The organism is Microbacterium elymi (assembly GCF_021582895.2).
In the GTDB taxonomy this organism is placed as follows: Bacteria; Actinomycetota; Actinomycetes; order Actinomycetales; family Microbacteriaceae; genus Microbacterium; species Microbacterium humicola.
Genome location: NZ_CP091139.2, coordinates 585,897 through 606,446, shown reverse-complemented (window position 1 = coordinate 606,446; position 20,550 = coordinate 585,897). Strand labels below are relative to the sequence as shown.

Sequence of the window (20,550 nt, the reverse complement as noted above, 5' to 3'; positions counted from 1 at the left end):
TCCGCGACCCAGTAGAGCACACAGGCAACTCCCAGGTTGATGAGAAGCCTCTCACCTGTGGATAACTCGTCTCGTCCGGAGCGGATCGCGTACTCTCTGGGGCGTGCGCTGGGATCGGTTCTTCGAAGACCTCGAGGATCAGCTCGACTCCGAATGGGAGGCCGAGCGCGTCGCGCTGGACTCCGAGGCGGAGCGACTGCGCCTGTCCCGTCTGCCGCTGCGCGAGCGGCTGCGCGCCCTGGCCGCCGATCCGGCGCCGCCGCTCTCCCTCACCCTGGCCGACGACCGCACCCTGGCCTGCCGGCTGACGGCGGTCGGCGTGGACTGGATCGGCTGCACCCTGCTCGCCGGGAGTGCGAGGCCGGAACTGCGTGCGGGGCACGGAGCGGGCGCGGTGATCGTCCCCGCCGAGGCGATCCGCGAGTTGGGGATGCCGGAGGCCGAGCGCTGCGCGAGCGCCCGGGGCGACGGCATCCCGACCCGGGCGGGGCTGAGCGAGCGGATGACCCTCGGCTTCGTGCTGCGTGACATCGCCCGGCGGCGCGCGGCGGTGACCCTGCAGCCTGCGGGGCGGACGCACCCTCACCGGGACGATCGACCGCGCGCTGGCCGATCACCTCGACCTGGCCGTGCACGACCTCGGTGAGCCGCGCCGGTCCGGCACCGTCACCGGCATGCGGCTGGTGCCGTTCCACGCCCTCTCCTGGGTGGCATTGGACGAGCCGACCGCGCCCCGGTGACGAAGACCCGGACCGACGGCGGCCCGTGACGGTTCGTCAGTCCGGCCGGCGGGTCAGTCCGGCCGGCGCACCGTCCCGGTGCCCCACAGCTCGGGGAAGCTGGCCGCGTTGGACTGCCGCCACAGCGCGATCCGCCGGGCCTCCTCGGCCTGCTCGTCCAGGTACCCCGTGACGCTGTCCTCATCGATCCGCCACTGCGGCGGGCGCCCCACCCGCACTCCGCGCAGCCGGCCGTCCATGGCCAGTGCGATCACCTCGTCGACGGACACGCTGAGCGCCTCCGCCACCTGGGCGGGGGTGATCAGACGCACCTCGGGACGAGGGGTATCGGGCATGCACTCATTATGACCGGGGAGGGGGCGCGCACCGCCGCTCGGCGGCACCTGTGGATAACTTTCGACGCCCTCGTCCGTTCTGGGCCACGATGGAGGTCATGAGTGGACTGGACAGCGCGGCCGCGGCCGATCGACGCGTCCCCGCGCGCCGACGCGGCTTCTGGACGGATGCGCGCTTCTTCCTGGGGATCGTTCTCATCGCGGCATCCATCGGCGGCGTGTGGGCCGTGGTGGCGCTGTCCCGGCAGACCACGCCGGTCTATGCCGCCTCGCACACCATCGTGCCGGGGCAGGAGCTGACCGCCGACGACCTGACGGTGGTCGACGTCGCCCTCGGGCACACCGTCGATTCCTATCTCGTCCCCGGCGGCGCACTCGACGCGGTCGCCACCCGCACGATCGAGGCGGGCGAGCTGGTCCCGCGGGCGGCCTCGGCCCCGGTATCGGCGGCGACCGTCACCACCGTCGTGGTGCGCAGCGCGTCGAGGTGCCCACCGCCGTGCGGGCCGGCACCGCGGTGGAGCTGTGGGCGGCTGCACAGACCGGACGCGACGAATACGACCCGCCGAGCATCCTCATCCCGCGCGCCACCGTGGTCCAGGTCACCCGCGACGACTCGATGATCGGCGGCGGGGCGGCCTCGCTCGAGCTGGTCATCCCGCGGGCCGAGGTCGCCGACACGCTGGCCGCGATCTCGGCGCAGTCCGCCCTGTCGGTCGTGCCGCTGGGGGTCGCGGATGACCTCGCTCGTGCTGGCCATGGCCGCTGCGCAGGCCGCCGTGCTGGCCGCCCAGCTGACCCGGGCGGGCACGCCGCCGGCCGCGGTCGTGGACCCGCGCGCCCCGGCCGACGGCGCCGCGGACGAGGCCCTGCGGGCCGCCGACGCCCTGGTGCTCGACGTGGACCGACAGACCCTCACCGCGCCGCTGGTCGCCGCCTGCGATGCGGGCGGCGTGCGGATCCTGCCGCTGTGCGGGACGGATGCCGACGCCCGACTGGCCGCGACGTTCGGGCTCGGCCCGATCCTGCCCGCCGACGCCGACGCGTGGGCGATCATCGACGCCGTCGCCGTCGCGCCGGACGCGGCCGCGCGGCCGGGAGCGAGCACCCGTGCCGAGGGATCGTCACGGGTGATGGCGGTGTGGGGGCCGTCCGGCGCGCCTGGACGCTCCACCCTGGCGATCGAGCTTGCCGCCGAGCTGAGCCGCGGCGGCACGCACGTGTGCCTGGCCGACGCCGACAGCCACGCGCCGTCGCTGGCGCTCATGCTCGGCCTGGCCGACGAGGGGCCCGGCTTCGCCGTCGCCTGCCGGCAGGCCGGCCGAGGCGCCCTGGATGCGGCCGAGCTGGAGCGGATCAGCACGCCGGTGAGCGTCGGCGACGGCTCGATCGACGTGCTTCCCGGCATCAACCGCCCTTCGCGCTGGCCCGAACTGGCCGAGCAGCGGGTGGCTGCGGCGCTGCAGGCGTGCGGGCAGTGGGCCGCGCACACGGTCGTGGATGTGGCATCCTCGCTGGAGCGCGACGAGGAGATCGTCAGCGACCTGACCGACGGACCGCGACGGAACGCGGCCACCCTCGCGGCCCTGGCCGCGGCCGACCGGGTCGTCGCGGTGGTCGCCGCCGACCCGCTGGGGGTGGCGCGATTCCTGCGCGCACATGCCGAGCTGCGGGCGACCATCGGCACGACCCCCGTCACGGTGATCGCGAACCGGCTCGGCCGGGGACGCTCGGCATCGATGCGCACGGGCAGGTGCGGCGGACGCTGGAGCGGTTCGCCGGCATCCGCGACGTGTGGTTCGTGCCGCAGGATCCGCGCAGCGTCGACGCCGCACTGCTCGCGGCCCGCCCGATCGCCGACGTCGCGCCGAAATCTCCGCTCACCCTGGCGATGCGCCGCGTCGTGGCCGAGGCGATCGCCCCACCCGCGGCATCCACTCGCCCCACCCGGCGACGTGCTCGCGCGCGGACGCGGGTGCTCGCACCGGATGGCGTGATCGCCCCATAGGCTGTTCAGGTGTCGACCCTCACCGATCTCGTCTATGCCGAGGGCCTCTCCGATGAGGCCGACGTGGAATGGTTGCACCGCCTCGCCGGCGACGGGCAGCTGCTGGCCGACTTGGCCGTGGCCGACATGGTGATGTGGGTGCCCACCGCGGACGGGTCGTTCGCCGCCGTCGCGCACACCCGGCCGGGGGAGCGGCGACGCTGTTCTATCGCGACATCGTGGGCGAGCGGGTGCGCCCGCAGTGGCGCACGCAGGTGCGGTCGGCGTTCACCAGCGGCGAGATCGTCGACTCGGCCTCGCCGGACTGGTTCGAAGAGACCCCGACCCGGGTCCGGGCCGTCCCGATCGTGCGCACCCGGCCGCGGGCGGGCGAGCAGCCGCACGTCATCGGCGTGCTGACCCGGCACACCAACCTGGGCGAGGCGCGCACGCCGTCCCGGCAGCAGATCACGTTCAACGACTGCGCGGACGACCTGTTCGGGATGATCGCGTCCGCCGACTTCCCCGATCTGTCGGCCCCGACCGGGCCGCGTCGCGGGGCGCCGCGTGCATCCGACGGGCTGATCCGGCTGGACGTGGACGGGATGACCACGTTCGCCAGCCCGAACGCGCTGTCGGCGTTCAACCGGCTCGGGTTCGACGACGAGCTCGAGGGGCTGCCGCTGATCGAGATCGTGACCGACATCCTGCCTGAGAAGCATCAGTTCGACGAGTCGCTGCCGCTCGTGGTCACCGGCCGGGCGCCGTGGCGCACCGATCTGGAGGCCCGAGGCGTGACCGTCTCGCTGCGTGCCATCCCGCTTGCGCGATCACGGCACCCGGATCGGGGCCATCGTGCTCTGCCGCGACGTGAGCGAGATGCGTCACCAGGAGCAGGAGCTGATCACCAAGGACGCGACGATCCGCGAGATCCACCACCGGGTGAAGAACAACCTGCAGACGGTGGCGTCGCTGCTGCGCATCCAGGCCCGACGCACGCACTCGGACGAGGCGCGGGACGCCCTCACCCAGGCGATGCGGCGCGTCTCGGCGATCGCCGTCGTGCACGACACGCTCTCGGAGGGGCTCGCGCAGAACGTCGACTTCGACGACGTGTTCCAGCGGGTGCTGAAGCTGGTCGCCGAGGTGGCCGCCGGCGCGAACACGCAGGCGCGCACGCACACCACCGGCACGTTCGGCACGCTGCCGAGCGAGTACGCGACGCCGCTGGCGCTGGCGCTGACCGAGCTGGTCACCAACGCCGTCGAGCACGGGCTGGCCGGCAAGGAGGGCGTCGTAGAGATCGACGCCAGCCGGAACGACGAACGGCTCGAGGTGAGCGTGCGCGACAGCGGCGTGGGCCTGCCCGAGGGACAGGTGGGCCAGGGGCTGGGCACGCAGATCGTGCGCACCCTCATCCAGGGCGAGCTCAGCGGATCGATCGACTGGCACACGCTGGAGGGGCTGGGCACCGAGGTGACCATCGACATCCCGCTGCGCTACATCGAGCGCGACGTCAGCTGAGGAGTGCCGGCTCGCGCGGTCTGCTGACCGGGGGTCGGCGGGCGGGCGGCGTCAGCTCGCGCGGCGCGCGCGGGCCGCGCGGCGCTTCAGGGCGCGGCGCTCGTCCTCGGAGAGGCCGCCCCATACGCCCGAGTCCTGTCCGGTCTCAAGGGCGTACTGCAGGCAGATCTCGGTGACCGTGCAACGGGCGCACACCGCCTTGGCCTTCTCGATCTGATCGACGGCCGGCCCGGTGTTGCCCACCGGGAAGAACAATTCGGGGTCGACGGTGAGGCATGCGGCTTTGTCGCGCCAATCCATTGCAGGGTGCTCCTTGACTGAGGGATGTCTGGTCGTGTCGGGTCGCGATCCAGGGCGAATTCGGGTTCCGCTAGCCTGGAAGCTGTGCGAGCTCGGTGCTCGCCCCACGCCGCTGTGGGAGCACACAACGTGAACAATGCTTTCACAGCCCTGCGGCCGAATCAAGGTTTTTTCTGACGACTTCCCCGCCGGAAGCTAGCAGTTCGCCGAGTGCGCGGGCTGCCGCGGCACGGACGGAAGGAAGACCAGAGGATGCGAACCAACGCGTCGGCGCGGATCGCGACGATCGTCCTGGCGCTGGAGGCGCTCGGCCTGCTGATCGTGGCGGGCTGGCAGGTGCTGGAGCTGATGTCGGGCGATGCCGGCTCGGCCGTGAGCGGGATCGCGCTGATCGTGCTGACAGTCATCGGCGCGGCCGCCGTCGCTGCGTTCGCCGTCGGCACCGCGCGCGACATCTCCTGGGGACGCAGCGGCGGGATCGTCGCGCAGCTTGCTCGTCCTGGCCGTCGCTCTGGGCGCGGTCACCGGCGCCTACGCCCACCCGCTCATCGGGCTCGGGCTGGCCGTCGTCGGTGTCGCGGGGCTGGTGCCGCTGATCCTCGAGGTGCGCCGCGCGGGGATCGATCGCAAGCGCGACGAGGACGGGCGCCGCTGACTGCTCGACGCGGGGCCGTGGGCTCGGTTCAGTCGACGCCGAGCGCCGCGCGCAGGCGGGCGACGTGGCCGGTGGCCTTCACGTTGTACTGAGCCAGCGTGATCGTGCCCTCGGCATCCATCACGAATGTCGAGCGCAGGACGCCTTCGATCTCCTTGCCGTAGTTCATCTTCTTGCCCCACGCGCCGTACGCGTCGTGCACGGCGTGGTCGGGGTCGCTGAGCAGCGGGAAGGTGAGGCCGTCGCGCTCGCGGAACTCGCGCAGCTTCTCCTCGGTGTCGCGCGAGATGCCGAGCACGGTGTAGCCGGCGCCCTCGAGCGAGCCGATGCTGTCGCGGAAGTCGCACGCCTCGGTGGTGCAGCCGGGCGTCATCGCCGCGGGGTAGAAGTAGACGATGACCTTCTGCCCGCGCAGGCTCGTGCAGCGACACCGGGTTCCCATCCTGATCGGGGAGGGTGAAGTCGGGCGCGGGGTCTCCGGGATTCAGCTGTGCCATACCCCCAGCCTACGGCCGCCCCGCCTCCGCCTCCCGCCGAGGTTGTCTTCGGTCCCGCGAGGTTGTCTTCGGTCCCGCGAGGTTGTCTTCGGTCCCGCGAGGTTGTCTTCGGTCTCGCGAGGTTGTGCTCGGTCCCGCGAGGTTGTCTTCGGTCTCGCGAGGTTGTGCTCGGTCTCGCGAGGTTGCGCTTGGTCTCGCGAGGTTGTCTTCGGTCTCGCGAGGTTGTCTTCGGTCTCGCGAGGTTGTGCTCGGTCTCGCGAGGTTGTGCTCGGTCTCGCGAGGTTGTGCTCCGGGTCCGGGACAACCTCGGCGGACGGAGGACAACCTCGGCGAACGGAGGACAATCTCGGCGGACGGAGGACAACCTCGGCGAACGGAGGACAATCTCGGCGGACGGAGGACAACCTCGGCGAACGGAGGGGGAGTGAGGGGAGGGGGTCAGCGATCGGCGAACGTGACGAGGAGGCGCTGCAGGGAGTCGAGCCGGCCGGGGGCCGTCGGGCCGAGGCGCCCCGACTCCACCGCCTCGATGATGGCGCAATCGGGCGCGTCCGGCAGGTGCGTGCACCCGCGCGGGCATTCCTTCGCCGCCTCGGCGAGATCGGTGAACGCGTCGAGGATGTGGTCGGGGTTCACGTGCCCGAGGCCGAACGAGCGCACCCCCGGCGTGTCGATCACCCAGCCGGCGCCCGCCGGCCCGCGATACCGCAGCGACACCGTCGAGCTCGAGGTGTGGCGCCCGCGCCCGGTGACCTCGTTCACGTGCCCGGTCGCACGCCGGGCCTCCGGCACGAGGGCGTTGACCAGCGTCGACTTGCCGACGCCGGAGTGCCCGACGAACACGGTGGCGTGCCCGACCAGCGCCGCGCCGATCTCGTCGGCCGGCATGTGGTCGCGCCGGCTCCGGAAGACGGTCAGGTCGATGCCCTCGAAATGGCGCAGGAACTCGGTCGGGTCGGCCAGATCGGTCTTGGTCACCACGAGAAGAGGGCGGATGCCGGCATCCAGCGCCGCGATCAGGTAGCGGTCGACGAGCCGCTCGCGCGGCTCCGGGTCGGCGGCGGCCACCACGACCAGCATCTGGTCGGCGTTGGCCACCACGATCCGCTCGACCTGATCGGTGTCGTCGGCGTTGCGTCGGCGAGCGTCCGGCGCGGCTCGATCCGGACGATGCGCGCGAGCGTCCCCTCGTCGCCGGACGTGTCGCCGACCAGCCGCACGCGGTCGCCGGTCACGATGGGCTGCTTGCGCAGTTCGCGCGCGCGACTGGCCAGCACCGTGTGCTCGGTGGGCGTGTCCTCCTCGACCAGCACGTGATATCGCCCGCGGTCGACCCCCCAGACCTGGCCGGTGATCGCGTCGGCGTGCTCGGGCCGGCGCTTGGTGCGCGGCCGGTTCGCCTTCGGGTTCGGGCGGACGCGGACATCCGACTCGTCGAACTCCTCGTCGTCGTCCTCGTCCTCGTCGTCGCCGTCGAGCCAGCTCATCGCGCCTGCGCGGCTATGCCGCGGATTCCCCCGACTCGTCGCCCAGCATCCGCGCCCACAGCTGCGGGAACTGCGGCATGGTCTTGGCGGTGGTGCCGATGTCGTCGACCTCCACCCCGGGCACGACCAGGCCGATCAGGGCGCCGGTGGTGGCGATCCGGTGGTCGTGGTGGGCCTTCCACAGCCCGCCGTGCAGCGGCCGCGGCACGATGCGGATGCCGTCCTCGAGCTCGTCGGCCTCGCCGCCGAGCGCCCGCAGGTTCGTCACCAGGGCCGCCAGGCGGTCGGTCTCGTGCTGCCGGATGTGGCCGATGCCGTGGATCGTCGTCGGCGCATCGGCCAGCGCGGCCAGCCCGACCAGCGTCGGGGCCAGCTCGCCGGCCGCCGACAGGTCGATGACGACGCCGGCGATGCGCTCGCCGGCCGTGACATGCAGCGCCCCGCCGCGGCGATGGGTGCGCGCTCCCATGAGCGAGAGGATGTCGGGGAGCATGGCCCCCGGCTTGCGTCGAATGCGCGGGCCACCCCGACACCGACACACGTCCGCCGACGGCCATGGCCGCCGCGAGGAACGGCGCGGCATTGGACAGGTCGGGCTCGACGTGGAGGTCCTTGCCCCGGATCGATCCGGCGGGGACGACCCACTCGGTGGGGCTGGGCCGCTCCACCAGCACGCCGCGTCGGCCCAGGGCCTCGATGGTCATGTCGATGTGGGGGATGCTGGGCAGTCGGGCACCCTCGTGCACGAGGTGCAGTCCGACGTCGAACCGGGTGGCCGCCAGCAGCAGGCCCGAGACGAACTGGCTGGATGCGCTCGCGTCGATCGTCACCTCGCCGCCGCGGATCTGCCCGCGCCCGCGGACCGTGAACGGCAGCGCCCAGTGCCCGCCGTCGTCGATGTCCACGCCCAGATCGCGCAGCGCCTTGATCATCGCGCCCATCGGCCGGTGCAGCGCACTGGCATCGGCGGTGAGTTCGATGTCGCCGGCCACGAGTCCCGCCAGCGGCGCGACGAAGCGCATCACGGTGCCGGCCTGACCGCAGTCCAGCGTGCCGGTGCCGCGGAACGGCGTGACCGGGGTGATCACCAGGTCGTCGCCGAACTCGCCGTCGCCGGGTTCGGCGACGATGTCCACGCCGAGGGCGCGCAGCGCCTCGATCATGCGGGCCGAGTCATCCGAGTGCAGCGGTGCCCGCAGCCGGCTCGGGCCGTCCGCCAGGGCGGAAAGCACCAGCTCGCGATTGGTCAGCGACTTGGAGCCGGGGATACTGACGGTGGCATCCAGCGGGCCGGGGGCCTGCGGCGCGCACCAGGGCGCGTCCGGGGTCGGCGCGGGCCCGGACGTGTCGGGGGAATACCGGAGGTCGGTCATCGGGTTCTACCCTAACGAACCCCCGAGAGGAGCCGGATGATCGCCACCCTGGAGCGCGCTATCGCGCCGGAGATCGCACACGTAGACTTGCCCGCGATGGACCAGTCACAGGCCGCCTCAGACGCGCGCACCCAGTTCGAGGAGCAGGCCCTCCCCTTCATGGACCCGCTGTATGCGGCGGCCATGCGCATGACGCGCAATCCGGCGGATGCCGCCGACCTGGTGCAGGAGACGTTCGTCAAGGCGTTCGCCTCCTGGAAGACATTCACCCAGGGCACGAACCTGAAGGCCTGGCTGTACCGCATCCTCACCAACACCTACATCAACACGTATCGCAAGAAGCAGCGCGAGCCGTACCAGAGCCCGATCGACGAGCTCGAGGACTGGCAGCTGGGCGGGGCGGAGTCGACGACCGCGCGGACCACCCGCTCGGCCGAGGCTGAGGCCATCGACCACATGCCGGCCAGCGTCGTCAAGGACGCGCTGCAGTCGATCCCCGAGGATTTCCGGATGGCGGTGTACCTCGCCGACGTCGAGGGCTTCGCCTACCAGGAAATCGCCGACATCATGAAGACCCCGATCGGCACGGTCATGAGCCGTCTGCACCGTGGCAGACGCCTGCTTCGTGAACTGCTCGCCGAATACGCACAGGAACGCGGGATCACCGCAACAGGGAGCAAGAAATGACGGACTGCGGCTCGAGAAGGCCAGGAAGGACCTCGAGGAGTACCTCCGCAACGAGGTGTGCAGGCACCGCCGCGACGGACATCCGGGACCACCTGGAGACCTGCCCGGGATGCCGCGACGAGGCGCTCGTCTCGCGCACGCTCACCGAGGTGGTGGCGCGTTCGTGCGCCGAGGCGGCACCCGAGCAGCTGCGCGAGCAGGTGCTGTCGCGGCTGCGCGAGGTGCAGGCCACCCACTGAGTCTGCACTCCGGCGGTTCGACGTCACGTCGTGCCCGCGCCGTCAGGTGGTGAACACCCGCAGCGCGCCGGGGACGGCATCCACCCGCACCGGGAGCGGCCCGACCGGATCGCCGTCGGCGTACGCCGTCACGCCGGGGAGTCCAGCCGGATGCTGCGCACCCGGTACGTCGACACCTCGTCGAGCGCGGTGTGCGTGCCGCGATAGACCCGCGGCAGCAGGCGCAGCAGATGCAGGCGCCCGGCGGGGTGGACCACGGTCACCTCGAGCAGGCCGTCGGCGAGGTCGGCGTCCGGGCAGATCGGGATGCCGCCGCCGTAGCTCGGCCCGTTGCCGATCGCCACGAGCACCAGATCCTGGTCGAGGCGGGTCACGGTGCCGTCGGCCTTTTCGAGTTCGAGCGCGAACGGGAGTCCGCGCAGCGTGAGGAACTCGATCAGCAGGGCGATGTTGTAGCGGGACGAGCCGCGGGGCCATCGCATCCGGTTCGCGCGGTCGTTGACCCGCGAGTCCAGGCCGCTGGCCAGCACGGTGCCGAACAGCGTGCTGCCCGTCGGCGCGGGTGATCCGGGCGAGATCGATCGTGCGCGTGCGGCCCGCGACGACGGCGTCGACCGCGGCATCCACGTCCCCCTCGGCCAGGCCGAGGGCGCCGGCGAAGTCGTTGCCGGTGCCGATGGGCAGGATCCCCAGCGGGATGCCGCTGCCGGCCAGCTCGGGCAGTGCGAGCGCGACCGTGCCGTCCCCACCGGCCACCAGCACCGCGTCGGCGCCGGCGTCGATGGCGATCCGCAGGAGCGCCGTCGATTCGGCCGCCGAGCCGCCGGCGACCATCGACACCGCCACCCCGCGCGCCCGCAGCCGTGCCGCGGCGCGCACCGCCGCATCGGATGCCGTGCCGGCCCGGGCGGCCGGGTTCAGCAGGAGGGCGACCGTCATGCGTCGCCGTCCGCGGCCACCAGCACGCCGGGATTCATGATCCCGTGCGGATCGAGCGTGCGCTTGGCGGCGCGCAGCAGGTCCACACCGAGCGGTCCGATCTCGTCGACCAGGTAGGGGCGGTGATCGCGCCCCACGGCGTGGTGATGGGTGATGGTGCCGCCGGCGTCCTCGATGGCGCGGGATGCCGCATCCTTGGCCCGCTGCCACTGGCCCAGCGGATCCGGCCCGAGCGCGGCCACGACCGTGAAGTACAGCGACGCGCCGGCCGGGTAGACGTGCGAGATGTGGCACATCACGATCGGCCGGGACAGTGCGGCGTCCAATGCCGTCGTGACCGCGTCCTTGAGTGTCGGCAGGCCGGCCCAGGTGGTGGCGGTCTCGAGCGTCTCGGCGAGCACGCCGATGTCCATCAGCGCGTCCCGCAGCCCGGGGGAGGAGAACCGCCCGCGCTCCCAGGAGTGAGCCGGATCGTCGCCGCGGTCGCGTCCCCCGTGCGCCGCGCAGATCTCGGCCGTGCGCAGACGGGCGGCTGCGGCATCCGTCTCGGTCTCGGCCTCGAACGTGGCCACGGCCAGGCAGCCGCGCAGGCGGGTGAGATGCCCGCCGAGGGTGGCGTTCACCCGCGTCTCGGCCGCATCAGAGAGCCGGATGACGGTGGGACGGATGCCGCGCTGGGTGAGCGCGCGGATCGCCTCGGCGCCGGAGGCGAAATCCGGGAAGGTCCAGGCCCCGTAGCCGGTCGCCGCCGGGCGCGGCCGCACCTGGACGGTGACCTCGGTGATCACGCCGAACGCGCCCTCCGAGCCCAGCAGCAGCTCGCGCAGATCGGGCCCGGCGGCGCTGCGCGGGGCGCGCCCGAGGTCGAGCTCGCCGGCCGGGGCGGCCACCCGCAAGCCGGTGCACCAGGTCGTCGAACCGGCCGTACCCGCGCGAGGCCTGCCCGCTGGAGCGGGTCGCAGGCATACCCGCCGAGCGAGGCGAATTCGAAGCTCTGCGGGAAGTGCCCGAGGGTGAGCCCATGCGCGGCGAGGAGCTGCTCGGCCTGCGGGCCGGTGGTGCCGGCGCCGAACGTGGCCAGCAGCGACATCTCGTCCAGCACGAGCAGGGCGGCGGTGCGGGCGAGGTCGACGGCGACCACCGGGCGTCGGCGGCCGGTCGCGGCATCCGTCCCGCCGTCCGGCTCGACTCCGCCCACCACCGAGGTCCCGCCGCCGAACGGCACGACGGCGATGCGGCGGGCATCGCACACGGCCAGCAGCGCCGCCACCTCGTCGTGCGAGCGCGGGCGGGCCACCGCATCGGGTGCGGCCTGCACGATCCCGAGCCGGCGGCGCAGGCAGATCGGGACTGCTCTTGCCGCCCAGATGCCGCACGCGCGGCTCGTCGTCGACCGTGATGTCGGCGGCGGTCCGCAGCGCCGCGAGGTCGTCGGCGCCCAGCCGCGAAGCCGGCAGCACCGGCGGATCGCCGCGGGGAACCGGATGCGGGCTCCCGCGCAGCAGGGCGCGGGCGATGGTACGCGCGCCGGGCGGAAGAGCGGTCTCGTGCGTCCCGTCGCCCCACGCGTCCCACCTCAGGGGCGGCTGCGGGTCGGGAACGGCGAGCGGGGCAGGCGTCGTCGCCTCATCCGAGGGCATGGCGACAGTATGACATAGAACGTATATTTGTCACATGGTCGACGCCGATACCCAGACGGTCATCCTCGAGGCCGCACTGCACGAAGTGCGGGCGCACGGCATCCGGCGCACCACGGCGTCGGACATCGCCCGTCGGGCCGCGGTCTCGCGTCAGACCCTCTACCGGTACTGGCCGGACGTGCCCGCACTCCTGGCCGCTCTGATCACGCGCGAGCTGGTGGCCGTTCTGCCGCCGCCGGGAGCGCCGGCCGATCTGGAGCACCTGGTCGGGATGCTGGTGGACACCGCCGACCGCATCCGCCGGATGCCGCTGCTGGCGCGGCTGCGCGAGAGCGACCCCGAGCTGCTGGCCCGGTACACGTTCGAGAGGCTCGGCACCAGCCAGCGGCAGATCCACGCCGAGGTGCGCGGGCGGCTGGAGTCCGGGCAGCGGGCCGGATTCGTGCGGGCAGGGGACGCCGCCGCACAGGCGGCGATGGTGCTGCTGATCACCCAGTCCGCCGTGGTGTCGGCACCGCTGGTGGCCGAGTGGGTGGATGCCGCGGCCTGGCGCCGCGAGCTCGCTGACGCGCTGGGCGGCTACCTCGGGCACGGCGATCTGGGACGGGCCGGGACGGGGCGGGCGGGATGACGATCCTCGGGCGGTTCCCACAGCCGACGGCGCTGAACGCCGCCCGGCGCCGACGCGAGCTGGCCGTCCTCGGCGACCGTCCGCAGGTCGACGTGCTGGTGATCGGCGGCGGCATCACCGGCGCCGGCATCGCGCTGGATGCGGCATCCCGCGGCCTGCGCACCGTGCTCGTGGAGGCGCACGACCTCGCGTACGGCACCAGCCGGTTCAGCTCCAAGCTCGTGCACGGCGGCCTGCGCTACCTGGCGACAGGCCAGTTCGGCATCGCCTACGAGAGCGCCGCGGAGCGCCACCTGCTGATGACGCGCATCGCGCCGCACCTGACCCGTCCGCTCGCACAGCTGACGCCGCTGCACGGATCCGGGTATATCGCCCGCGGGGCATATATCGGACTCGGGTACGGCCTGGGGGACGGACTGCGGCGCGTGGCGGGCACCCCCGGCCGCGTGCTGCACGCCCCGGCCCTGATCGGTCCGGCCGAGCTCGTGCGGCGCGCGCCCGCCGTGCGGCAGGAGGGCTGCACGGCGGGGTGCTCGGCTGGGACGGGCAGCTGTTCGACGACGCCCGCCTGGTGGTGGCCGTCGCACGCACCGCGGCCGGGTACGGGGCATCCGTCCTCACCCGCACGCGCGCGCAGCGGGTGACCGGCGACGGCGCCGTGCTGCGTGACGAGCTCAGCGGCGACGAACTGGTCGTGCGGGCACGGGCGGTGGTCTCGGCCGTCGGCGTGTGGGCGGGCGGCATCGACCCCGACGTGCACCTGATGCCCAGCCGCGGTACGCATCTGATCGTCGAGACCGCGCGGCTGGGCGGCTCTGACGTCTCGTTGACCGCCCCGGTGCCCGGCTCGTCCAGCCGCTTCGTGTTCACCGTGCCCGCCCCGCACGGCCGTGCCTACATCGGGTTGACCGACGTCCCGGCGCCCGGTCCGATCCCGGACGTGCCTGCGGCGACGGATGCCGAGATCGACATGCTGCTGGCCACGATCAACGGCGTGCTGGCGCGGCCGCTGACCCGCACCGACGTGATCGGCACCTTCGCCGGCCTCCGGCCGCTGCTGACCGACGGGCCCGGGGCGAGCAGACCAGCGATCTGTCGCGTCGGCACGCGGTGGTCGAGTCGGCGGACGGCGTGCTGTCGGTGGTCGGCGGCAAGCTCACGACCTATCGCCGGATGGCGCAGGACGGGGTGGATGCCGCGCTGCGCCGCCGGTTCGCACAGGATCCCGACGACCGGCCGTGCCGCACGGCGCGGCTGCCGCTGGTGGGGGCGTGGCCGCGCGCTCGGATCGGCGAGCTGACCGCGCCCGCGCGGTTCGTGCGCCGCTACGGTGCCGAGGCGCCGTTCGCCGCCGGGCTGGCGGCCGGGCCGGACGCCGCCCGCGGCGTCACCGCGCAGGAGCTGGTCTGGGGCGTCGCGGTGGAAGGCGCGCTCACCGTCGACGACCTGCTGGATCGGCGCACCCGGCTCGGGCTGGTGGCGGCCGACCGCGACGCGTCCGCGTCGGCCGCGGCATCCGCCTTCGACCGCGCGGGCGTGACGCCTGCCTGACCTGGGCTACAGCGTGAGCGCCTGCTCGAGGATGGCGGCGGCCTCGGCCGCGTGCACCTTCGGCGAACCCGTGGCCGGCGACGCCGCCGCCGCCCGCGAGATGCGGCGCACCGGGCGCCCGCCCAGGTGTTCGGCGATCTCGAGGGCGATGAACGGCCACGCGCCCTGGTTCTCCGGCTCGTCCTGCACCCATACCAGCTCGGCGTCCGGGTACTGCGCGAGCACGGTGTTCAGCTCGTCGATCGGGGCCGGGTAGTACTGCTCCAGACGGACCAGCGCGATCTCGGGGTTCGGGTTCTTCTCCAGCTCGGCGCGCAGATCCCAGTGGATCTTGCCGGCGTGCAGCAGCACGCGCTTGACCCCGGCCTTGTCCGCACCGCGGTCGTCGTCCAGCACCGGCTCGAACTTCCCGCTGAGGAAGTCCTCGACCTGACTGGTCGCCCCGCGCAGACGCAGCATCGCCTTCGGCGTGAAGACCACGAGCGGACGACGCGGCAGCGCGTACGCGTGCCGGCGCAAGCAGGTGGAAATAGGATGCCGGGGTCGAAGGCCGGGCGACGGTCATGTTGCTCTGCGCGCACAGCTGCAGGTACCGCTCGATCCGGGCCGACGAGTGGTCGGGTCCCTGACCCTCGTACCCGTGCGGCAGCGGCAGCACGACGCCCGACTGCTGGCCCCACTTCTGCTCGGCAGACGAGATGAACTCGTCGACCACGGACTGGGCGCCGTTGCCGAAGTCGCCGAACTGCGCCTCCCACAGCACCAGGGCGTCCGGCCGCTCGACCGAGTAGCCGTACTCGAACGCCATCGCCGCGTATTCGCTGAGCAGCGAGTTGTACACCCAGAAGCGCCCCTGGTTCGCCGACAGGTTCGTCAGCGGGATCCACTCCTGCCCGTTCTGGCGGTCGTGCAGCACCGAGTGCCGCTGCACGAACGTGCCGCGCTGGGAGTCCTGGCCGGCCAGCCGGACGGCGGTGCCCTCCAGCAGCAGCGATCCGAACGCGAGCAGCTCGCCCCAGCCCCAGTCGATGCCCCCGCTGCGGGTCATCTCGCGCCGCTTGTCCAGCAGCTTGTCGAGCTTGGGATGCACGGTGAAGCCCTCGGGCTTGTTCACGAACGCGTCGCCGATGGACTCGATCACCTCGCGGGTGACACCGGTCGTCTCGGGCTCACCCGTGAACGCCGCCGTGACCGAGGCATCCTGATGCACGACCGGCGAGGTCCCGGTCTCGGCCGCATGCGTCTCGGCGAAGGCGATCTCGAGGCGGTCCTGGAAGTCCTTCTTCGCGGTCTCGTACTCGTCCTCGGTGATGTCGCCGCGACCGACCAGCGACTCGGTGTACAGCCGGCGCACGGAGCGCTTCGCCTCGATCAGGTTGGTCATCAGCGGCTGCGTCATCGACGGATCGTCGCCCTCGTTGTGCCCGCGGCGGCGGTAGCAGACGATGTCCACGACGATGTCGCGGTGGAACTGCTGGCGGTAGCGGAACGCGACCTCGGCCACGTGCACCACGGCCTCGGGGTCGTCGCCGTTCACGTGCAGGATGGGCGCCTGGATCGTCTTGGCGACATCCGTGGCATACACCGAGGTGAAGCCGTCGTTGGGCAGCGTGGTGAAGCCGACCTGGTTGTTGACCACCACGTGGATGGTGCCGCCGGTGCGGTAGCCGCGCAGCTGCGACATCTGCAGCGTCTCGACCACCACGCCCTGGCCGGCGAACGCGGCGTCGCCGTGCACGATGATCGGCAGGTAGGTGAACGAGCCCATCGGCTTGCGGTCCTGCTTGGCCCGCACGATCCCCTCGACCACGCCGTCCACCGTCTCCAGGTGGGACGGGTTGGCGGCCAGGTGGATGGGCAGCTGCTCGCCGCCGTCGGCCACGAACGTGCCGTCCATGCCCAGGTGGTACTTCACGTCGCCCGAGCCGCTCTTGTTGCCGACCGCTACCGACCCCTCGAACTCGCGGAACACCTGGCCGTACGTCTTGCCGGCGATGTTGCTGAGCACGTTCAGCCGGCCGCGGTGGGCCATGCCGATGGCGGCGCCGTCCATGCCGGTCGTGGCCGCACCCTGCAGGATCTGATCGAGCAGGGGGATCAGCGATTCGCCGCCCTCCAGGCTGAACCGCTTCTGGCCCACGTACTTGGTCTGCAGGAACGTCTCGAATGCCTCGGCCTGGTTCAGCTTGCCGAGGATGCGCAGCCTGCTCGTCGTGGCCGGGCTTCTGGTACTTGACCTCCATGTTGTCCTGGAACCACTTGCGCTGGGTCGGGTCCTGGATGTGCATGTACTCGATGCCGATGGTGCGGCAGTACGAGTCGCGCAGGACACCGAGGATGTCGCGCAGCTTCATCTGCCGCTTGCCGCCGAAGCCGCCGGTCACGAATTCGCGGTCGAGATCCCAGAACGTCAGCCCGTGGGTCTCGATCTCCAGGTCCGGGTGCGTCCGCTGCACGTACTGCAGGGGATCGGTGTCGGCCATCAGGTGTCCGCGGACCCGGTACGAGTTGATCAGCTCCTGGACGCGCGCCGTCTTGTCCACGCGCTCGGCGACGTCGACCTTGATGTCCTGCGCCCACCGGATCGGCGCGTAGGGGATCCGCAGCGCCGCGAAGATGTCGTCGTAGAAGCCGCGCTCGCCGGCCAGCAGCTCGTGCACCTTCTTCAGGAACTCGCCCGAGCCGGCACCCTGGATGACGCGGTGGTCGTAGGTGCTGGTCAGCGTGATCGTCTTGCCGATGCCCAGTTCGTTCAGGGTCTTCGCGCTGGAGCCCTGGAACTCCGCCGGATACTCGAGGGCGCCGGCGCCGATGATGCAGCCCTGGCTCTTCATCAGCCGCGGCACGGAGTGCACGGTGCCGATTCCGCCCGGATTGGTCAGCGACACCGTGGTGCCGGCGAAGTCGGCGGCCGTGAGCTTGTTCGCCCGGGCGCGCTTGATCAGATCCTCGTACGAGGCGAGGAACTCGTTGAACGTCAGGGTCTCGGCGCGCTTGATGCTCGGCACGAGCAGCGCACGGGTGCCGTCGGGCTTGGGCAGGTCGATCGCGATGCCGAGGTTCACGTGCACGGGCGCGACGACCGAGGGCTTGCCCTCGACCTCGGCGTAGAACACGTTCTGGCTCGGGAACTCCTTGAGCGTCTGGATCAGCGCCCAGCCGATCAGGTGGGTGAAGCTCACCTTGCCGCCGCGGGTGCGCGCCATGTGGTTGTTGATCACGATCCGGTTGTCGATCATGAGCTTGGCCGGGATCGTGCGGACGCTGGTCGCGGTCGGGACGGTCAGCGACTGGTCCATGTTGGCCGCGAGCGTCTTGGACATCCCGCGCAAGCGGGGTCACGACATCCTCGTCGGCCTCATGCTCGGCCTCGCCGTTGGTGGGCTTCACCTTCGGGGCCTGGGCCGGCACCGGCTGGGGCGCGGCGGGCTTGGCGGTGGTGCGCGCCACCGGCTTGGCGCCGATCACGGGCACGGGCGCCGTGACCGGGTGGGCGTCGGCGGACGGGCTGGTCACCGCGGGGGCCGTGGTGGCCGTGTCGTCGGTGCCGCTCGGTGCGCTGGTGTCGACGGGGTGGTAGGCCTCGAGAATCGGCCACCACGCCTTGTCGACCGAGTTCCTGTCCTTCGTGAACTGCTCGTAGAGTTCGTCCACGAGCCATTCATTGGCCCCGAACTCTCCTTCGCTTGAAGTCCCGACGCCGCTGACCTGGCTCGACACGTCCGTTCGCCTGCTTTCCTCGCTGAGAATGTGGGTCATACGAGGCCCTCCGAGGGCCCTGCCGCATAACGGTCAAGCCTAGTCCAGACACCTGGGCACAGGCTTGGCGCGCGGCGCGCGTCGAAGGCACGATTCGGCATCACTTTCCGCTCCGGAAGGAATCGTTACCCTTGACGTCATGGAGTTCTACGGCGAGCAGCCCGCGGTCGATCTGACGTATTCCGACGTGTTCCTGGTGCCGCGCCACTCGGACGTGCGCTCGCGGCTCGACGTGGACCTGTCACCGGGCGACGGGACCGGGGCGACGATTCCGCTCGTGTCGGCCAACATGAACTCCGTCACCGGCGCCCGGCTGGCTGCCACGCTGGCCCGACGGGGCGGGCTCGGCGTGCTCCCGCAGGACATGCCGCTGCAGGAGCTGGATGCCGCGATCCGCTGGGTGAAGGCCCAGCCGGTGCCGTGGGACACGCCGATCGTGCTGCCCTCGCACACGACGGTCTCGGCCGCGGCCCGCATCCTGCCGCCGCTGGAGGGCTACGGCATCGTCGTCTCGGATGCCCCCAGCGAGCAGATGACGATCGACGACGTGCACGGCGTGGTCTCGGCGGGGCGGCTGGGCACGGCCCTGCCGGACGCACGGCTCGGCGATCTCGTGCACGCGCGACCCACCGCGATCGACGCCGACGACGTGACCGATGCCCGGCATGCGTTCGACCTGATCGTGGACAGCGCGGCCGAGACCGTCTGCGTGCTGCGTCACGGCATGCTGGTCGGCACGCTGTCGCGTCGCAGCGCGCTTCGCAGCACGGTGTATCGACCGGGCGTGGACGCCGACGGCCGACTCATCGTCGCGGCGGCGATCGGCATCAACGGCGACGTGGCGGCCAAGGCGCAGGCGCTTGCGGCGGCCGGGGTGGACGCCCTGGTGGTCGACACCGCGCACGGACACCAGGACGGCATGCTGCAGGCGCTGCGGACGGTCGCCGATCTCGGGCTGGACCTGCCGCTGGTCGCGGGCAATGTCGTGACCGCCGAGGGGGTGCACGACCTCGTCGTGTCCGGAGCGTCGATCGTCAAGGTGGGCGTCGGTCCGGGTGCGATGTGCACGACGCGGATGATGACGGCGGTCGGCCGTCCCCAGTTCTCGGCGGTGCTGGAGACCGCGCAGGCGGCGCACCTGATGGGCGCCCACGTGTGGGCGGACGGCGGCGTGCGCTACCCGCGCGACGTGGCGCTCGCGCTCGCGGCGGGCGCGGCATCCGTCATGATCGGCTCGTGGTTCGCCGGCACTGTGGAGGCGCCCGGCGAGCTGCTGGCCGACCTCGACGGCCGCGTGTACAAGGAGTCGTGGGGGATGGCCTCGACCAAGGCCGTGCACGAGCGGTTCGGCCGGCTGGACGCGTACGAGCTGGCGCGCAAGGAGCTGTTCGCCGAGGGCATCTCGTCGTCGCGCATCTATCTGGACCCGCTGCGCCCGGGCGTGGAGGACCTGATCGACATGATCACCGCCGGCGTCCGGTCGTCGTTCACCTACGCGGGCGCCCGCAGTGTCGCGGAGTTCCAGGACCGCGCCCGCGTCGGCCTGCAGTCCGCCGCCGGGTACGACGAGGGCAAGGCTCTGCCGGTCAGCTGGTAGGCGGGATCCCGGCGTCCGCGCTGTCGTTTCCCGCTTACGCTGTCGTCTTGGCGGCGGCGTCCGGGTCGCGCTGTCGTTTTCTGCTTGCGCTGTCGTTTCTTTCGGGCGCGGATGCTGATTTCGGTAGCGCGAGTCGGTCGGACCTCGCGGGGCGCTTCACTCCGGCGTCCGCGCTGTCGTTTCCCGCTTACGCTGTCGTCTTGGCGGCGGCGTCCGGGTCGCGCTGTCGTTTTCTGCTTGCGCTGTCGTTTCTTTCGGGCGCGGATGCTGATTTCGGTAGCGCGAGCGCTCGCCGCCGGGGCGTTCGAGAGCCGGACCGTCGACGACTACGGGCGCGGCTTGGCGCAGGGCAGGCCGTCGCCGGTCAGGATGTCCCACAGTCGTCGCGGGTCGTCGGCATCCTTCGCCTCCCAGCGGGAGAAGCCGCGCACCTCGCGGCGGATCTCGTTCTCGCGGTTCTTCTCGTCGATCACGATCGCGGCGGGATTCCGATCCACTCCGAACTCGGGGCTCAAGTACTTTCCTCGCCCGTCGACTTCGCCCCAGTGATCGGCGTCGGGGAAGTAGAAGTCGCCGAACACGAGGCGACCGCTCGGCAGCGTTCGCCGC

The 20,550-nt window shown here is 72.0% G+C and carries 16 protein-coding genes and 7 pseudogenes; 12 read left to right on the top strand and 11 right to left on the bottom strand.

The window, feature by feature from the left end:
• Positions 1-103 precede the first annotated feature (103 nt).
• Positions 104-646, top strand: a complete 543-nt coding sequence (locus L2X98_RS03380) for a hypothetical protein (protein ID WP_259612313.1) — start codon at positions 104-106, stop codon at positions 644-646.
• A gap of 147 nt (positions 647-793) precedes the next feature.
• Here the strand turns inward: L2X98_RS03380 and L2X98_RS03375 are convergent, their stop codons facing one another.
• A complete protein-coding gene (locus L2X98_RS03375) occupies positions 794-1,075 on the bottom strand; it encodes a helix-turn-helix domain-containing protein (protein ID WP_259612312.1) in 282 nt (93 codons plus the stop codon).
• Positions 1,076-1,173: 98 nt separating this feature from the next.
• On the opposite strand from L2X98_RS03375, the gene L2X98_RS03370 reads away from it, so the two are divergent.
• The 3 genes and pseudogenes from L2X98_RS03370 (at position 1,174) to L2X98_RS03360 (ending at position 4,586) form a co-directional block, all read left to right on the top strand.
• On the top strand, positions 1,174-1,698 hold the full coding sequence (locus L2X98_RS03370; protein ID WP_259612311.1) for an SAF domain-containing protein: 525 nt from the start codon (positions 1,174-1,176) through the stop codon (positions 1,696-1,698).
• A gap of 114 nt (positions 1,699-1,812) precedes the next feature.
• Complete coding sequence (locus tag L2X98_RS03365; protein WP_259612310.1) at positions 1,813-3,072, top strand: CpaE/TadZ family protein; 1,260 nt, start codon at positions 1,813-1,815, stop codon at positions 3,070-3,072.
• Positions 3,073-3,092: 20 nt separating this feature from the next.
• Positions 3,093-4,586 (top strand): annotated as a pseudogene (locus L2X98_RS03360) (sensor histidine kinase).
• A 51-nt stretch (positions 4,587-4,637) separates the two neighbouring features.
• Here L2X98_RS03360 and L2X98_RS03355 read toward each other — a convergent pair.
• On the bottom strand, positions 4,638-4,886 hold the full coding sequence (locus L2X98_RS03355; RefSeq protein WP_039397845.1) for a WhiB family transcriptional regulator: 249 nt from the start codon (positions 4,884-4,886) through the stop codon (positions 4,638-4,640).
• Positions 4,887-5,376: 490 nt separating this feature from the next.
• Between L2X98_RS03355 and L2X98_RS03350 the strand changes: the two genes are divergently transcribed.
• Positions 5,377-5,541 carry a hypothetical protein gene (locus tag L2X98_RS03350; RefSeq protein ID WP_259612309.1) on the top strand — a complete coding sequence of 55 codons (165 nt, stop codon included), beginning with the start codon at positions 5,377-5,379 and terminating at the stop codon, positions 5,539-5,541.
• Between the two features lie 28 nt (positions 5,542-5,569).
• Here L2X98_RS03350 and bcp read toward each other — a convergent pair.
• The 3 pseudogenes from bcp to aroA all read right to left on the bottom strand — a co-directional run bounded on the left by bcp (position 5,570) and on the right by aroA (position 8,898).
• Positions 5,570-6,038, bottom strand: a pseudogene (gene bcp / locus L2X98_RS03345) (thioredoxin-dependent thiol peroxidase).
• Between the two features lie 438 nt (positions 6,039-6,476).
• Positions 6,477-7,525, bottom strand: a pseudogene (gene rsgA / locus L2X98_RS03340) (ribosome small subunit-dependent GTPase A).
• A gap of 13 nt (positions 7,526-7,538) precedes the next feature.
• Positions 7,539-8,898, bottom strand: a pseudogene (aroA, locus tag L2X98_RS03335) (3-phosphoshikimate 1-carboxyvinyltransferase).
• Between the two features lie 96 nt (positions 8,899-8,994).
• Here aroA and L2X98_RS03330 point away from each other — a divergent pair.
• The gene (locus L2X98_RS03330) at positions 8,995-9,585 is read left to right on the top strand and encodes a sigma-70 family RNA polymerase sigma factor (RefSeq protein ID WP_259613174.1); all 591 of its coding nucleotides are present in this window, start codon (positions 8,995-8,997) and stop codon (positions 9,583-9,585) included.
• Positions 9,582-9,824, top strand: a pseudogene (locus tag L2X98_RS03325) (zf-HC2 domain-containing protein). The gene L2X98_RS03330 and the pseudogene L2X98_RS03325 overlap by 4 nt, the downstream one beginning before the upstream one ends.
• A 128-nt stretch (positions 9,825-9,952) precedes the next feature.
• On the opposite strand, the gene L2X98_RS03320 reads toward L2X98_RS03325, so the two are convergent.
• The 4 genes and pseudogenes from L2X98_RS03320 to L2X98_RS03305 form a co-directional block, all read right to left on the bottom strand.
• Positions 9,953-10,306 (bottom strand): hypothetical protein, encoded by a 354-nt coding sequence (locus tag L2X98_RS03320; protein WP_259613173.1) that lies wholly within the window; start codon positions 10,304-10,306, stop codon positions 9,953-9,955.
• 97 nt (positions 10,307-10,403) lie between these two features.
• Positions 10,404-10,763 (bottom strand): annotated as a pseudogene (locus L2X98_RS03315) (diacylglycerol/lipid kinase family protein); the annotation flags it as partial.
• Positions 10,760-11,653, bottom strand: a complete 894-nt coding sequence (locus tag L2X98_RS03310; RefSeq protein ID WP_259612308.1) for an FAD-binding oxidoreductase — start codon at positions 11,651-11,653, stop codon at positions 10,760-10,762. The pseudogene L2X98_RS03315 and the gene L2X98_RS03310, both read right to left, overlap by 4 nt.
• The gene (locus L2X98_RS03305; RefSeq protein WP_259612307.1) at positions 11,548-12,081 is read right to left on the bottom strand and encodes an FAD-binding oxidoreductase; all 534 of its coding nucleotides are present in this window, start codon (positions 12,079-12,081) and stop codon (positions 11,548-11,550) included. Before L2X98_RS03305 ends, L2X98_RS03310 begins: the two co-directional genes overlap by 106 nt.
• 356 nt (positions 12,082-12,437) lie before the next feature.
• Here L2X98_RS03305 and L2X98_RS03300 point away from each other — a divergent pair, with 356 nt between their 5' ends.
• Genes L2X98_RS03300 through L2X98_RS03285 form a run of 4 tightly spaced genes read left to right on the top strand, consistent with a single transcriptional unit; the run spans position 12,438 to position 14,585 of the window.
• The gene (locus L2X98_RS03300) at positions 12,438-13,034 is read left to right on the top strand and encodes a TetR/AcrR family transcriptional regulator (RefSeq protein ID WP_259612306.1); all 597 of its coding nucleotides are present in this window, start codon (positions 12,438-12,440) and stop codon (positions 13,032-13,034) included.
• Positions 13,031-13,678 carry an FAD-dependent oxidoreductase gene (locus L2X98_RS03295; protein ID WP_354002902.1) on the top strand — a complete coding sequence of 216 codons (648 nt, stop codon included), beginning with the start codon at positions 13,031-13,033 and terminating at the stop codon, positions 13,676-13,678. The genes L2X98_RS03300 and L2X98_RS03295 overlap by 4 nt, the downstream gene beginning before the upstream one ends.
• Positions 13,564-14,334, top strand: a complete 771-nt coding sequence (locus L2X98_RS03290; protein WP_354002901.1) for an FAD-dependent oxidoreductase — start codon at positions 13,564-13,566, stop codon at positions 14,332-14,334. Before L2X98_RS03295 ends, L2X98_RS03290 begins: the two co-directional genes overlap by 115 nt.
• Positions 14,298-14,585 carry a hypothetical protein gene (locus L2X98_RS03285; protein WP_259613171.1) on the top strand — a complete coding sequence of 96 codons (288 nt, stop codon included), beginning with the start codon at positions 14,298-14,300 and terminating at the stop codon, positions 14,583-14,585. The genes L2X98_RS03290 and L2X98_RS03285 overlap by 37 nt, the downstream gene beginning before the upstream one ends.
• 6 nt (positions 14,586-14,591) lie before the next feature.
• Here the strand turns inward: L2X98_RS03285 and L2X98_RS03280 are convergent.
• Positions 14,592-18,305, bottom strand: a pseudogene (locus L2X98_RS03280) (multifunctional oxoglutarate decarboxylase/oxoglutarate dehydrogenase thiamine pyrophosphate-binding subunit/dihydrolipoyllysine-residue succinyltransferase subunit).
• A 178-nt stretch (positions 18,306-18,483) separates the two neighbouring features.
• On the opposite strand from L2X98_RS03280, the gene guaB1 reads away from it, so the two are divergent.
• The gene (guaB1, locus tag L2X98_RS03275) at positions 18,484-19,941 is read left to right on the top strand and encodes a GMP reductase (RefSeq protein WP_259612305.1); all 1,458 of its coding nucleotides are present in this window, start codon (positions 18,484-18,486) and stop codon (positions 19,939-19,941) included.
• 326 nt (positions 19,942-20,267) lie between these two features.
• On the opposite strand, the gene L2X98_RS03270 is transcribed toward guaB1, so the two are convergent.
• Positions 20,268-20,522 (bottom strand): hypothetical protein, encoded by a 255-nt coding sequence (locus tag L2X98_RS03270; protein ID WP_259612304.1) that lies wholly within the window; start codon positions 20,520-20,522, stop codon positions 20,268-20,270.
• Between the last annotated feature and the right edge of the window lie 28 nt (positions 20,523-20,550).

What these genes read in the sequence shown, in the direction of transcription:
- L2X98_RS03375 (WP_259612312.1), bottom strand. Translation starts at nt 1,075, where the DNA reads ATGCCCGATACCCCTCGTCCCGAGGTGCGTCTGATCACCCCCGCCCAG.
- L2X98_RS03370 (WP_259612311.1), top strand. Translation starts at nt 1,174, where the DNA reads ATGAGTGGACTGGACAGCGCGGCCGCGGCCGATCGACGCGTCCCCGCG.
- L2X98_RS03365 (WP_259612310.1), top strand. Translation starts at nt 1,813, where the DNA reads ATGACCTCGCTCGTGCTGGCCATGGCCGCTGCGCAGGCCGCCGTGCTG.
- L2X98_RS03355 (WP_039397845.1), bottom strand. Translation starts at nt 4,886, where the DNA reads ATGGATTGGCGCGACAAAGCCGCATGCCTCACCGTCGACCCCGAATTG.
- L2X98_RS03330 (WP_259613174.1), top strand. Translation starts at nt 8,995, where the DNA reads ATGGACCAGTCACAGGCCGCCTCAGACGCGCGCACCCAGTTCGAGGAG.
- L2X98_RS03320 (WP_259613173.1), bottom strand. Translation starts at nt 10,306, where the DNA reads ATGCGATGGCCCCGCGGCTCGTCCCGCTACAACATCGCCCTGCTGATC.
- L2X98_RS03300 (WP_259612306.1), top strand. Translation starts at nt 12,438, where the DNA reads ATGGTCGACGCCGATACCCAGACGGTCATCCTCGAGGCCGCACTGCAC.
- L2X98_RS03295 (WP_354002902.1), top strand. Translation starts at nt 13,031, where the DNA reads ATGACGATCCTCGGGCGGTTCCCACAGCCGACGGCGCTGAACGCCGCC.
- guaB1 (WP_259612305.1), top strand. Translation starts at nt 18,484, where the DNA reads ATGGAGTTCTACGGCGAGCAGCCCGCGGTCGATCTGACGTATTCCGAC.